This window comes from Pseudomonas sp. W2Aug9 (assembly GCF_023127755.1).
Lineage (GTDB): Bacteria > Pseudomonadota > Gammaproteobacteria > Pseudomonadales > Pseudomonadaceae > Aquipseudomonas > Aquipseudomonas synxantha_A.
Window position 1 is genome coordinate 19,462 of the sequence record NZ_SPKL01000009.1, and the last position, 12,838, is coordinate 32,299.

General features: G+C 59.0%; 11 protein-coding genes. 6 read left to right on the top strand and 5 right to left on the bottom strand.

The window, feature by feature from the left end; translation table 11 throughout:
* Positions 1-86 precede the first annotated feature (86 nt).
* The gene (locus E3O56_RS06550; protein WP_248128000.1) at positions 87-1,364 is read right to left on the bottom strand and encodes an ATP-binding protein; all 1,278 of its coding nucleotides are present in this window, start codon (positions 1,362-1,364) and stop codon (positions 87-89) included.
* Entirely contained in the window at positions 1,365-2,072 is a 708-nt protein-coding gene (locus E3O56_RS06555; protein ID WP_248128001.1) for a winged helix-turn-helix domain-containing protein, read from the bottom strand.
* A gap of 157 nt (positions 2,073-2,229) precedes the next feature.
* Here E3O56_RS06555 and E3O56_RS06560 point away from each other — a divergent pair, with 157 nt between their 5' ends.
* On the top strand, positions 2,230-3,429 hold the full coding sequence (locus E3O56_RS06560) for an MFS transporter (protein ID WP_078821228.1): 1,200 nt from the start codon (positions 2,230-2,232) through the stop codon (positions 3,427-3,429).
* Here E3O56_RS06560 and miaE read toward each other — a convergent pair.
* Positions 3,385-3,987, bottom strand: coding sequence for a tRNA isopentenyl-2-thiomethyl-A-37 hydroxylase MiaE (gene miaE, locus E3O56_RS06565; protein WP_032880843.1), 603 nt, complete (start codon positions 3,985-3,987; stop codon positions 3,385-3,387). The two genes, E3O56_RS06560 and miaE, sit on opposite strands and share 45 nt — an antisense overlap.
* A gap of 147 nt (positions 3,988-4,134) precedes the next feature.
* Here miaE and E3O56_RS06570 point away from each other — a divergent pair, with 147 nt between their 5' ends.
* Positions 4,135-4,998 carry a universal stress protein gene (locus E3O56_RS06570; RefSeq protein WP_148853927.1) on the top strand — a complete coding sequence of 288 codons (864 nt, stop codon included), beginning with the start codon at positions 4,135-4,137 and terminating at the stop codon, positions 4,996-4,998.
* A 123-nt stretch (positions 4,999-5,121) separates the two neighbouring features.
* Here E3O56_RS06570 and E3O56_RS06575 read toward each other — a convergent pair whose 3' ends face one another.
* On the bottom strand, positions 5,122-5,592 hold the full coding sequence (locus tag E3O56_RS06575) for a DUF1289 domain-containing protein (protein ID WP_078821225.1): 471 nt from the start codon (positions 5,590-5,592) through the stop codon (positions 5,122-5,124).
* A gap of 397 nt (positions 5,593-5,989) precedes the next feature.
* Here E3O56_RS06575 and acnB point away from each other — a divergent pair, with 397 nt between their 5' ends.
* Positions 5,990-8,599: a bifunctional aconitate hydratase 2/2-methylisocitrate dehydratase gene (gene acnB / locus E3O56_RS06580; RefSeq protein WP_005787883.1), complete on the top strand. Its 2,610-nt coding sequence runs from the start codon at positions 5,990-5,992 to the stop codon at positions 8,597-8,599.
* Between the two features lie 218 nt (positions 8,600-8,817).
* On the opposite strand, the gene E3O56_RS06585 is transcribed toward acnB, so the two are convergent.
* Positions 8,818-10,095, bottom strand: a complete 1,278-nt coding sequence (locus E3O56_RS06585; RefSeq protein WP_005787881.1) for a serine/threonine transporter — start codon at positions 10,093-10,095, stop codon at positions 8,818-8,820.
* 553 nt (positions 10,096-10,648) lie between these two features.
* Between E3O56_RS06585 and E3O56_RS06590 the strand changes: the two genes are divergently transcribed.
* From E3O56_RS06590 to E3O56_RS06600, 3 genes are all read left to right on the top strand, one after another.
* Complete coding sequence (locus tag E3O56_RS06590; protein WP_248128002.1) at positions 10,649-11,149, top strand: DUF4822 domain-containing protein; 501 nt, start codon at positions 10,649-10,651, stop codon at positions 11,147-11,149.
* 53 nt (positions 11,150-11,202) lie between these two features.
* Complete coding sequence (locus tag E3O56_RS06595) at positions 11,203-11,637, top strand: hypothetical protein (protein WP_032880840.1); 435 nt, start codon at positions 11,203-11,205, stop codon at positions 11,635-11,637.
* Between the two features lie 145 nt (positions 11,638-11,782).
* The gene (locus E3O56_RS06600) at positions 11,783-12,736 is read left to right on the top strand and encodes a 2-hydroxyacid dehydrogenase (RefSeq protein ID WP_032880839.1); all 954 of its coding nucleotides are present in this window, start codon (positions 11,783-11,785) and stop codon (positions 12,734-12,736) included.
* The last annotated feature ends 102 nt before the right edge of the window (positions 12,737-12,838 follow it).

Consider the following 12,838-nt stretch of genomic DNA (forward strand, 5'->3'; position numbering starts at 1 on the left):
TGTATCAGTCACTTTTAAGTTGACTGAACCAGCGCTATCGGGAGCAAGCCCCCTCCCACATTTGATCTCCACAACGTTCAAGAGTGTTACTCGGCATACGCCCAGGTCATCCGAAACGACGCCCCGCCCCACTCCGAATCCAGCACTTCCACCTGCCCGCCATGCCACTGGCTGACGCGTTTGACCAATGCCAGGCCCAAGCCAAACCCTCCAGTACGGCGGTCGCGGCTGGCATCGAGGCGCAGGAACGGTTCGAAGATCTTGGTGCGGCCCTCCAGCGGCACGCCTGGGCCATCGTCATTGACCCGTACTTCATAGCCGTTGCCGAACTTGACCAGCGACACTTCCACGCGGCGATCGGCATAACGGATGGCGTTACGCAGCAGGTTGATCACCGCCCGCGCCATAAAGCGTGGCTCGATGCGGATAAAGTCGACCTCACAGGTACGCAGCGATAACTGCACCCCCTGTGCTTCGGCCTCCAGGGCCACACTGCCGATCACGCTGTCGAGCCAGCTGTGGGCTTCGATGTTCTCGCGGGTGACCTGGGTGGCACCGCGCTCCAGGCTGGCGTAGGTCAACAGTTCGGAAACCATTTCTTCCAGCTCGCCGAGGTCGGCGTACATATCGGCAATCAACTCGCTGCTCTGGCGTGGATCGATCTGCTGGCGCAGTTGATCAAGTTCAAACGACAAGCGCGCAATCGGCGTGCGCAATTCGTGAGATACGGCGTTGGTGAGTTCGCGCTGGTTGGCGATCAGGCTCTCGATGCGCTCGGCCATCTGGTTGAAGTGCCCTGCCAGTTCGCGAACGGTGGAGCGCCTTGGCAACAGGATGCGTGAGCCGAGGTCATTGTCACCAAAACGTTGCGCCGCCAGGCGGATATGCTCCAGATCACGCCAGTGCGGGCGTACCCAGAAATACAGGACGATGGCCAGGCCTGCGCCCAGAAAGCCATAAGCCCACAGGTACAGCCATTTGGGTTCTTCCGGCAGCTGGATCTCAAGTAATTGCGGGCCGCCGTCAATCGCTGACAGGAACTTCATAAAATCCTCGCGTACCACCACTTGGTCACTCGCCAGGAGTTTCTGTTCGCGCTCGCTCAGGTGCTGGGCGTCGCGCTGCACCAGTTTCAGGCGCAAGCCATAATGCGGCTGCAGCTCATCCAGGCGTGCCTGGCGCGCCTCTCCCTGTACCGGTCGCAATTGTTCCACCAGGGCCCACGCCGGGCCGCGCAAGGCTTCACGGTTATACGTCTCGTTGGACTCGGGCATGTAAGCGTCCAGGCCATAGTTGACCAGCCAGACCGACCCGGCCAGGCCGAGCGCGAGGATCACATAGAGGCGCAGATACAAGCGCAGCATCTAAACCTCCCACGCGAACGGATTGAACAGGTAACCCTTGCCCCAGATGGTTTTGATGCACACCGGCTCGCGTGGGTTGTCGTTGAGCTTGCCGCGCAATTTGCTGATGTAGACGTCAACGCTGCGATTGAGGCCATCAAAGGCAATGCCACGCATACGGTTGAGGATGTCATCGCGCGAGAGGATCTTGCCCGAGCTGCTGGCCAGTAACCACAGCAACTCGAACTCCATGGTCGTCAGATCGATGGTCTGACCGCCCAGGCTGACGACCCGGCAGCTGCGATCAATCGACAAGCGGCCGAACTCCAGGGCACCCCGCGCCGCGGGCTCGGGCACCTGGCGGCGCTGCAAGGCACGCAAACGTGCAAGCAGCACCGGCGGCTTGATCGGCTTGATCACGTAATCGTCAGCCCCAGACTCAAGGCCCAGGATATGGTCCAGATCGTCTTCCTTGGCCGTCAGGATCACGATGGGCGTGTCTGACACATTGCGAATTTCGCGGCAAACATGCAGCCCGCTCTGGCCTGGCAGCATCAAATCGAGCACGGCAATCCTGGGTTTGAAGTCCAGGAACGCTGCCAGGGCTTCATCGCCCCGGTGCACGACACGCACCTCAAAACCATGCTGCGACAGGAACTGCGCGATCAGCCCTGCCAGCTTTTCATCGTCCTCAACGAGCAGGACCTTGCCCAGACCCAGGTTTTCCATAAGTTCTCAGTGTAGAAACGCAGATTGAAGTGCGCGCATTATAGGTGGCAAGCAGGCGCACAGAAGCAGCTGGCCAGTACGAGCTGATGAAGCTTCATGCTTTTAAGAGTTTTTAACAAATAGCCTGCAATCTTTAACGCCATTCTCAAGGAGTTGTATGCGCAAGGATTATCTGGCGTTCTTCGTTTCGCTGTTCCTCTCGCGGCTGGCCGACCAGATCCTGCTGTTCATCGTGCCGCTGATCGTGTTCCAGACCACTCAAAGCGTGTCGTGGGCGGGCCTGGCGTTTTTTGTCGAATCGCTGCCGCGCTATCTGGCATTTCCGGTGTGCGGAGCCTTGTGCGACAGGTTTTCACCCGTACGCATTCTGCATATCAGCCAAGTGTATCGGGCACTGGCCTGCGTGGTGGCGGTGGCACTGTATGGGCTGTTCGACGGGATCCATTGGCTGGTGATGCTGTCCGCGTTGTGCGGGGTATTGACCACTCAAGGCATCATGGCGCGGGAGGTGGTGATGCCGCATGTCTTCCAGCATTACACCTACGCCAAGACCTTGTCCTATTCGCAGATTGCCGACCAGAGCGGCCTGGTGCTCGGGCCGTTGCTGGCAGCGTTGATGCTGCAGGTTTGGGCCTGGCCCTGGGTGGTGCTGGCCATCGCCGCACTGTTTGTTCTCGCTGACCTGGCAATGCTGATCTGGCAGCGCAACACCACGGTGAGCCTGCAAAGCCATGGGCAGCACCCGGGTATCTGGCTGCAACCGCTGCGCACCGCGTTTGGCCACATCCGCAACCTGGTGGAACTCAAGCGCATCATCATTCTGGCAGTCGGCGTGAACCTGATTATCGGGGTCACACTGGCCACCTCGGCCGCCATGGTTACCGGCCAATACGCCGCCGACAAGGATGCCTACGCCCTGCTGCAAGCCGCCGGCGCGCTGGTCACCATCGGGATTCTGTTTTACCTGGCACGCTCATCACTGCCGTTGAAAGTAATGGGTGGGCTGTCGTATTCGATGATTGCAGTCGGCGCGCTGATCACCGCCGTCAGCCCCGGTGTGTGGGCGTATGCCGTGGGCTTCCTGCTGGTGACGGGCTTCGACAAGATGTTCAACGTGTACCTGCGCAGCACCCGTCAAAAAGTGATCCCGGTGCAGGATTTCGGCAAGACGGTAGGCGTGATCACCTTGCTCAACAACCTGCCACAGCCGTTGGCGGGCCTGATGATCGCCGTGCTGGCAGCGCCGTTGGGCACGCAAATGGTGATCCTGCTGCTCGCCGGGATCACCGCCTTGATCGGCGTGGCGGTGGCCTCAGGCTGGCACGCCACTGTGAAAGCGGAACTCGATGTCGGGTGATTCGATCAGCTCCTGCTCGGCCGCCCTCACCCGCTCGATCACCTGGGCGATGTCCTTGGCGTCGCCATACTGGTAGGCCAGCTTCAAGTAACCCTGGAAGTGCCGGGCTTCGCTTTTGAGCAAACCGAAGTAGAACTTGCCGAGCTCTTCGTCCAAATGCGGCACCAATGCTTCGAAACGCTCGCAGCTGCGTGCTTCGATAAAAGCGCCGACCACCAGGGTGTCCACCAGCTTGACCGGCTCGTGGCTGCGCACCACCTTGCGCAAACCCGAGGCATAACGGCCCGCGTGCAGTTGGCGCAGTTCAACCTTGCGCTTCTTCATCAGGCGCATGACTTGCTCGTGGTGCACCAGTTCTTCGCGGGCCAGGCGCGACATCATATTGATCAGGTCAACATGGCCGTGGTACTTGGCCATCAGGCTCAGGGCGGTGCTGGCGGCTTTGAATTCGCAGTTCTTGTGGTCGATCAGCAGGGTTTCCTGATCGGCCAGAGCGGCCTGGACCCAGGCGTCGGGGGTGCGGCAGCCGAGGAATTCGTGGATTTCGGGCAGGTTCATCGGGCTCACGGGCAAAGGATCACAAAAGGGCGCCGATTATACCGACCCCGCCGCAGACCACCAGCCACCGGCCTTGATGTGCATCAACATGACGTCTGGCGGGCAGCAACTATAGTTGTTGCATGCCCCTTCCTGGAGATCCCGATCATGCAAGCCATCCGCAGCATCCTGGTGGTCATCGAGCCCGAGCATTCGGAAAGCCTGGCCCTCAAGCGTGGCAAGCTGATTGCCGGGGTGACCGACGCACATCTGCACTTGCTGGTCTGCGACAAGAAACACGAGCATTCGGCGCTGTTGAGTGTGCTCAAGGAGGGTTTAAAGAACGACGGTTACAGCGTCTCCACCGAGCAGGCGTGGAACGAAAGCCTGCATGACACCATTATCGAGGTGCAGCAAGCCGAAGGCTGCGGCCTGGTGATCAAACAGCACTTTCCCGACAGCCCGCTGAAAAAAGCCCTGTTGACGCCGGCGGACTGGAAGCTGCTGCGCTATTGCCCCACGCCGGTGTTGTTGGTCAAGACCGCTACGCCATGGGCTGGCGGAGTGATTCTGGCGGCCATCGATGTAGGCAATACCGACAGCGAGCACCGCTCACTGCACAATGCGATCATCGACCATGGCTTTGATATCGCCAGCCTGGCCAAGGCGCAACTGCATGTGATCAGCGCCCACCCGTCGCCGATGCTGTCGGCAGCCGACCCGACCTTCCAGCTCAAGGAAACCATCGAGGCGCGCTATCGCGAACAATGCAAGGCATTCCAGGACGAGTTCGACGTGGACGACAGGCACCTGCATATCAAGGAAGGCCCGGCCGATGTGCTGATCCCGCATATGGCCCATCAGTTGCACGCGGCGGTGACCATCATCGGCACCGTGGCCCGCACCGGGATTTCGGGGGCGTTGATCGGTAATACGGCGGAGGTGGTGCTCGATGCGGTGGAAAGCGATGTACTGGTGCTCAAGCCGCAGACGTTGATGGATCACCTGCAAGAACTGGCAACCAAGCCCTGAAGAACAATAGAGGGCAAAATGTGGGAGGGGGCTTGCTCCCGATAGCAGTGGGTCAGTGAAGGATGGGCTGACTGACACACTGCTATCGGGAGCAAGCCCCCTCCCACATTTGGATGCATGCTGTCAGGTAGACAGCGCATCTCTCAGGAACCCCGGGGCGATATAGCGCTGGTAATGCGCCTCGGACAAGATAAAGAACTCCCGATCAATCGCATCGCGCAGGTCCGGCAAGGGCCAGTCGCGAAACTCCGGCAACAGCACCATGCCGTACGCCTCAAGGTTATTGATCACCCGCGCCCCGCGTGCGATCAACTGGTAGGCCCAGCAATACTCGGACTGGTGCGGCACGAAGCGGATCTTGCGTTGCTCCAACTGCCCGCGCAGGGTCTTGGGGTCAAACACCTCCACTTTGCCGGCCATCACCTGCACCAGCAATTGCTCAAGCCTGAGCCAGACTGCACGCTTTTCTTCTTCGTTATAGCCATTCCACTGGATCACTTCATGGTGGAAACGCTTGCAGCCGCGGCACACGAGGTCGCCGTAGACCGTGGAGCACAAGCCGACGCAGGGGGTCTTGATGGTTTGGTTGGACATGGGCGATAACACGCAAATCAGCGAAACAGTGCGCCATGTTAGCCCTTTGTCTAAGGTTGATCACCCAGCAAACTTGGCCAGGCAACTTACCTTTAGATTTTTTTTGCCGTAGAATCACCCGGCCTTGTAAGGCGCCAATAATCCGCTGGAAGCTGTTTTCAAAGCGTCACGAGCACAGTCGTTCCTTCAGAACGGTGTTGGCGTGGTTTCGACCCGGTAGGTCAGAGCCCCACGCCAACCCTCATCAGCTCCGTTCTGCAGGCGTAAAACTTTGAAAGCAGCTTCTGTAAAGGAATGCCGGCAGCGCTGGCTTTGCGGCCCAAAAAGCCCCTGAGCGCATGCGTGCCGTTCATTTCTGGATGAGCGTCCCGTGGGACCACTGATGAGGGTAATAACTGTGCTTGAAGCCTACCGCAAACATATCGAAGAGCGTGCAGCACTGGGTATCGTTCCCCAGCCGCTTAACGCCGAACAAACCGCAGGCCTGGTCGAGCTGCTGAAAAATCCTCCGGCTGGCGAAGAAGAATTCCTCGTTGACCTGATCACCAACCGCATTCCACCAGGCGTTGACGAAGCTGCCTACGTCAAGGCCGGTTTCCTGTCTGCCCTGGCCAAGGGCGAAGCCACTTCCCCCCTGATCGACAAGAAACGCGCTGTTGAACTGCTCGGCACCATGCAAGGCGGCTACAACATCGTGACGTTGGTCGAGCTGCTGGACGACGCCACCCTGGCGCCCGTCGCGGCCGCCCAACTCAAGCACACCCTGCTGATGTTCGATGCGTTCCACGACGTCGCCGAAAAAGCCCGCAACGGCAACGAACACGCCAAAGGCGTGATCCAGTCCTGGGCTGACGGCGAGTGGTTCCGCAACCGCCCTACCCTGGCCGACAAGATCAGCCTGCGCGTGTTCAAGGTCACCGGCGAAACCAACACCGACGACCTGTCGCCTGCGCCGGACGCCTGGTCCCGCCCTGACATCCCGCTGCACGCCCTGGCCATGCTGAAAATGGCTCGTGAAGGCATCGTGCCGGACGAGCAAGGCAAGACCGGCCCGATGAAGCAGATCGAAGAAATGCGCGGCCAAGGCTTCCCGATCGCCTACGTCGGTGACGTGGTCGGTACCGGTTCGTCGCGTAAGTCGGCCACCAACTCGGTACTGTGGTTCTTCGGTGACGACGTGCCTTACGTGCCGAACAAGCGTGCTGGCGGTTTCTGCTTCGGCAGCAAGATCGCTCCGATCTTCTACAACACCATGGAAGATGCTGGCGCACTGCCAATCGAATTCGACGTCACCAACATGAACATGGGCGACGTGATCGACCTGTACCCTCATGCTGGCAAAGTCTGCAAACACGGCACCGACGAAGTCCTGACCACCTTCGAAATGAAGACTCCGGTACTGTTGGACGAAGTTCGCGCCGGCGGCCGTATCCCGCTGATCATCGGTCGCGGCCTGACCGACAAGGCCCGCGCCGAACTGGGCCTGGGCCCTACCGACCTGTTCAAGCTGCCTGAAGCGCCTGTCGACACCGGCAAGGGCTTCACCCTGGCACAGAAGATGGTCGGCAAGGCGTGCGGCCTGCCGGAAGGCAAAGGCGTTCGCCCTGGCACCTACTGCGAGCCGAAGATGACCACCGTGGGCTCCCAGGACACCACCGGTCCCATGACCCGTGATGAACTGAAAGACCTGGCGTGCCTGGGCTTCTCGACCGACCTGGTGATGCAGTCGTTCTGCCACACCGCGGCGTACCCGAAGCCGATCGACGTGACCACCCACCACACCCTGCCTGACTTCATCATGACCCGTGGCGGTGTATCGCTGCGTCCGGGCGACGGTATCATCCACAGCTGGCTCAACCGTATGCTGCTGCCGGACACCGTCGGTACCGGTGGTGACTCCCACACCCGTTTCCCGATGGGCATCTCGTTCCCGGCCGGTTCCGGTCTGGTCGCGTTCGCCGCAGCCACTGGCGTGATGCCACTGGACATGCCGGAATCGATCCTGGTGCGCTTCAAAGGCAAGATGAAGCCTGGCATCACCCTGCGTGACCTGGTTCATGCCATTCCTTACTACGCGATCCAGGCTGGCCTGCTGACCGTAGAGAAGAAAGGCAAGAAAAACGCCTTCTCTGGCCGCATCCTGGAAATCGAAGGCCTGAACGACCTGACGCTGGAACAGGCTTTCGAGCTGTCCGACGCCTCGGCTGAACGTTCAGCTGCCGGTTGCACCATCAAGCTGTCCAAAGAGTCCGTTACCGAGTACCTGAACTCCAATATCACCCTGCTGCGCTGGATGATCGGTGAAGGCTACGGCGATGCCCGCACCCTGGAACGTCGCGCCCAAGCGATGGAAGCCTGGGTTGCCAACCCGGAACTGATGGAAGCCGATGCCGACGCCGAATACGCCGAAATCATCGAGATCGACCTGTCGGAAATCAACGAGCCGATCCTCTGCGCCCCTAACGACCCGGACGATGCCCGTCTGTTGTCCAGCGTTGCCGGTGAGAAGATCGACGAAGTGTTCATCGGTTCGTGCATGACCAACATCGGTCACTTCCGCGCTGCCGGTAAGCTGCTGGAGCAGGTCAAGGGCCAGCTGCCGACTCGTCTGTGGCTGTCGCCACCGACCAAGATGGACGCTCACCAACTGACCGAAGAAGGCTACTACGGCATCTACGGCAAGGCTGGCGCACGTATGGAAATGCCAGGCTGCTCGCTGTGCATGGGTAACCAGGCACGCGTTGAGCCGAACTCCACCGTGGTGTCGACCTCGACCCGTAACTTCCCGAACCGCCTGGGTGATGGTGCCAACGTCTACCTGGCGTCGGCTGAGCTGGCGGCCGTGGCCTCGACCCTGGGTCGCCTGCCGACCGTCGAAGAGTACATGGGCTACGCGGCGAAACTGGACACCATGGCCAGTGACGTCTACCGCTACCTGAACTTCGACCAGATCGCTGAGTTCCGCAAGATCGCAGCAAGCGCCAACATCCCGGTGATTCAAGCTTAAAGGTGTGTTGATGTGAAGAACGCCGCGTATCGCAAGGTACGCGGCGTTTTTTTACGCCTGGAATTAACCTTTACTGCCAACACAAAACAAAAGTGGGAGCTGGCTTGCCTGCGATAGCGGTGTATCAATCAACTCTCTAGTGACTGATACACCGCTATCGCAGGCGAGCCAGCTCCCACCTATTTATATCTGGACAGTCAGATAGACCGCATCAGGGCTCAAGCAACCAGCGAATACACCAATGCCGTAATGGCAACCAAGCCAACTGCAGTCACAAACACATTCGACGCCTGCCCACGGTACTTGGCCATGGCCGGCACCTTGCGGATCGCGTACATCGGCATCAGGAACAGGATCGACGCAATCACCGGCCCACCCAGGGTCTCGATCATGCCGAGGATGCTTGGGTTAAGCGTGGCGACGATCCAGCACACCACCAGCATGAAGGCGGCGGTCATGCGGTCCAGGGTCTTCGGTGCCGGGCGGCGACCGGTCTTGACCACCAGCCCCTTGAGACCCTCGCTGGCACCGATGTAGTGGCCCAGGAACGACTTGGCAATCGCCACGAACGCAATCAACGGGGCGGCAAAGGCGATGGTCGGGTTGTCGAAGTGGTTGGCCAGGTACGACAGGATCGACAGGTTCTGCGCTTTCGCCTCGGCCAGTTGCGCGGGCGACAGGGTCAGCACGCAACTGAACACGAAGAACAGCACCATCGCCACCATCAGCAAGTGAGCGCGGGACAGGATCTGCGAACTGCGCTCCTCGGCGTGTGCGCCGTACTGGCGTTTCTGGTCAACCGCGAAAGCCGAGATGATCGGCGAATGGTTGAACGAGAACACCATCACCGGAATCGCCAGCCACAGCGTATTGAGCAGCGCCGACGGTGCTGGCACCTCGCTGGCAGTGCTAAGAATGCCGCCATTCCAGTGCGGCACCAGGTACACGGCCAGGAACAGCAGGGCGACGATAAACGGATACACCATCAGGCTCATCGCCTTGACGATCACTTGCTCGCCGCAGCGCACCACGGCCAGCAGGCCGAGGATCAGCACAAATGCCAGGATCGCACGAGGCGGCGGCATGATGTGCAGTTGGTGTTCCATGAAGCTGCTGACGGTATTGGTCAGTGCCACGCTGTAGATCAGCAGGATCGGGAAGATCGCGAAGAAATACAGCAAGGTGATCAACGCACCCGCCTTGATACCGAAATGCTCTTCGACCACGTCGGTGATGTCTGAGCCTTCACGGCCAGACAGCACGAAACGGGTCAGCCCACGGTGGGCAAAGAACGTCATCGGGAACGCCAGTAACGCCAGGATCACCAGCGGCCAGAAGCCCCCCAGGCCCGCGTTGATTGGCAGAAACAAAGTACCGGCGCCAATGGCGGTACCGAATAGCCCGAGCATCCAGGTGGTGTCCTGGCGGCTCCAGCTTGTGAGGGTTGCAGGTGTCGTTGCATAGCGTTCGTCGACGCTATTGGCCTGATCATTCATCCGGTCGGATCTCCGCATTCACATGGCCAGCACGAGTCAGAAAAACCTGACAGGCAGCGCCCTGGCCGTAACAAGGGCCGGATTGTCCGGGATTCTCTTGAATAAGCAAAGACTTAGATGAGGAACGGTAATGCAGTGCAAAGGCTGGAAGGCAGCCCATGGGGCGGCTCAGTTGATTCAACGCCAGATGTCCACCGCCTTTACCCACCTCACGAACGCCCCTGCAAGCGGGGCATTGGGAGGGTCGATCACGCAAGGCCGACGAAGCTTTGCTTAAATAAACCCAGTCACTCAAAGTTCGCCAGTGGGGAGCCGCTGACAGAGACCCAATATCAATTAAAGTTAAACACCCTCACATATAAGAAAGTTCTTACATACAGTTAATCAACGCCTCTCGATTGAAACTCTAATGATTGCGGCATTTGTTGCAAGGGTTTTCCCAGGCATTGAGAGCCCCTTCTATCACGTTTATATTCCAGTCCAGTTCAAAAAAACAAAAGCATCTAAACCCACCACAGCAGAATTAAAAACCTCACTCATCAGGAGCGACTAGATGAACAAACACAACCTTATTTTCTCCCTGATACTTGCCACCGGAATACTCAGCCCATTGGCCAGCCAAGCACAACCGGCAGTAGAAAACTCAGACGCAAGTGCCCTGGGTACATCCCCCCGCTGGCTGACGACAAAAGTTTATATAGAAGGCGCCCCGGAGATCGACGTAAAGGACAAGTACCCAGGTGTCGTTGGAATATCAGTGTGGGACCCTGAACGTAATCGCTACGAATTTTTCTACAGCGATACCGGGCTATCAAAATATGACAACGGCGGCGGCGGTTACTTCATGGTAACGGGTGACAAGAAAAACCATATCCTGATACCGGATAAAGGTGCAACGAAAACCATCGTCAGAAAACTTGAGACGTTGAACAATCAGGAATTCACTTATTCTCGTGAAGTGCCGCGCGACATGATCGACGCCAACCCTCTTGTTCGAATACATGTGGTTCATGCGCCCTATACCGGATCAGTCAAAACCACCCCCACCCACTAACCCTCAACACTCATCCCACGAGTAGCGACAATACTCATAAAAGGCCTCACTCAATGAAAACACTATTAAAGCCTTTACTGGCGTCTGTTTTATTGCTCTCTACCCTTGTTTCAGGCGGCCTTCATGCGCAGGCTTCCACGTCAGGAAAACCTGTCGCCATCAGCGCTGACAATGCGGTCATGTTGACCGTCTTCCTCAAACATGACCAATCTCGCAACTTGAACGAAATAAGAACAAAACTCACCGAACAGGAACTCTTTAAAGTATTCCCTCCTGAAGGGGTAGAGATTGTCAGTTGGAACATCGCCATGGGGATCGGTCACGTCATCGTTCTACGCTTCCCCGCCTCGCGCCTGCGGGAAGTCAATCTCGCCATCGAACGCTCTGCATGGGGCCCCTTCAGGACGGAGTTCTTTCCTACCTACGATTACATGGACATCGTAGCGGCCGAACAGAGCAAGGTGCGCAAGCCCGTACCCGCTAAATAATTCGCACGCGTGCAAACAGCGTCTCCCACTCGCCGAGACGCTGGCACTTTTCGCAAAATCAGTGGCGCTTTCTCTGCGCCCTCAGCATTTCACACAACACAAATGCAGCATAATCCGAGCATCGAACTCACCGGAGAGCTGCCCCATGCCCACCACCGTTCTAGTCCTGGTTGAAACCATCAACGAATACCTGCAAATCATCGAAAGCAATGACTTTCACGTGATCCTGGCGCCGACGCCCGCAGAACGGGCCCAGGCGATCAAGGCCCACGCAGGGCAGATCAAGGCCGTGCTGACCCGCGGGCCGCTGGGGCTGTATGCCGAGGAAATCGCCGCGCTTCCATTGCTGGAGATCATCTGCGTGATCGGTGCTGGCTACGAGCATGTAGACCTGCAAGCGGCAAGCAACCGTGGGATCGTGGTCACCAACGGTGCCGGCGTGAACGCCCCCTCGGTGGCCGATCACGCCATGGCGCTGCTGCTCTCGCTGGTGCGCGGGATTCCCCAGACCGATGCCGCCGTGCGGCGCAGCGAATGGCCGAAGGTCATGCGCCCTTCCCTGGCCGGCAAGCAACTGGGAATTCTCGGGCTCGGTGCCGTGGGGATGGAAATCGCCAGGCGCGCCGCCCTCGGCTTCGGCATGGAGGTGAGCTATCACAACCGCCAACCCCGCGATGACGTGGATTACACCTACTGTTCAACGGCCGTCGAACTGGCGCGCACCTCGGACTTCCTGATCCTGGCCACGCCAGGTGGGGCCAGCACTCGCCATCTGATCGATAAACATGCGCTGGATGCGTTGGGCCCCAATGGCTATCTGGTGAACATTGGCCGCGGCAGCGTGGTGGTGACCGCTGACCTCGTGGCTGCCCTGGAGCAACGGCGTATCGGCGGCGCCGCGCTGGATGTATTCGACGACGAACCCAAGGTGCCCGACGCCCTCAAGCGCCTGAGCAATACCGTCCTGACCTCTCATGTGGCCGGCCTGTCACCGGAGGCTGCCCATGACACCGTGCAGCGGGTGGCCGACAACCTGGTGGAATACTTCGCCGGCCGTCCTGTGCTCACGCCGGTTGCGCTGCCAGCGCCCGCAAAATGACCGATCAGGCACGCTGATCACCCTTCAACACGCTAACCTATTAAGCCGCCCCGACCTTGTCGCTGGGCGGCGGTGCGCATTAGATTAGGAAATAGTCCAAGG

What these genes read in the sequence shown, in the direction of transcription:
- E3O56_RS06600 (WP_032880839.1), top strand. Translation starts at nt 11,783, where the DNA reads ATGCCCACCACCGTTCTAGTCCTGGTTGAAACCATCAACGAATACCTG.
- E3O56_RS06585 (WP_005787881.1), bottom strand. Translation starts at nt 10,095, where the DNA reads ATGAATGATCAGGCCAATAGCGTCGACGAACGCTATGCAACGACACCT.
- E3O56_RS06570 (WP_148853927.1), top strand. Translation starts at nt 4,135, where the DNA reads ATGCAAGCCATCCGCAGCATCCTGGTGGTCATCGAGCCCGAGCATTCG.
- E3O56_RS06560 (WP_078821228.1), top strand. Translation starts at nt 2,230, where the DNA reads ATGCGCAAGGATTATCTGGCGTTCTTCGTTTCGCTGTTCCTCTCGCGG.
- E3O56_RS06555 (WP_248128001.1), bottom strand. Translation starts at nt 2,072, where the DNA reads ATGGAAAACCTGGGTCTGGGCAAGGTCCTGCTCGTTGAGGACGATGAA.
- E3O56_RS06595 (WP_032880840.1), top strand. Translation starts at nt 11,203, where the DNA reads ATGAAAACACTATTAAAGCCTTTACTGGCGTCTGTTTTATTGCTCTCT.
- miaE (WP_032880843.1), bottom strand. Translation starts at nt 3,987, where the DNA reads ATGAACCTGCCCGAAATCCACGAATTCCTCGGCTGCCGCACCCCCGAC.
- E3O56_RS06575 (WP_078821225.1), bottom strand. Translation starts at nt 5,592, where the DNA reads ATGTCCAACCAAACCATCAAGACCCCCTGCGTCGGCTTGTGCTCCACG.
- E3O56_RS06590 (WP_248128002.1), top strand. Translation starts at nt 10,649, where the DNA reads ATGAACAAACACAACCTTATTTTCTCCCTGATACTTGCCACCGGAATA.
- E3O56_RS06550 (WP_248128000.1), bottom strand. Translation starts at nt 1,364, where the DNA reads ATGCTGCGCTTGTATCTGCGCCTCTATGTGATCCTCGCGCTCGGCCTG.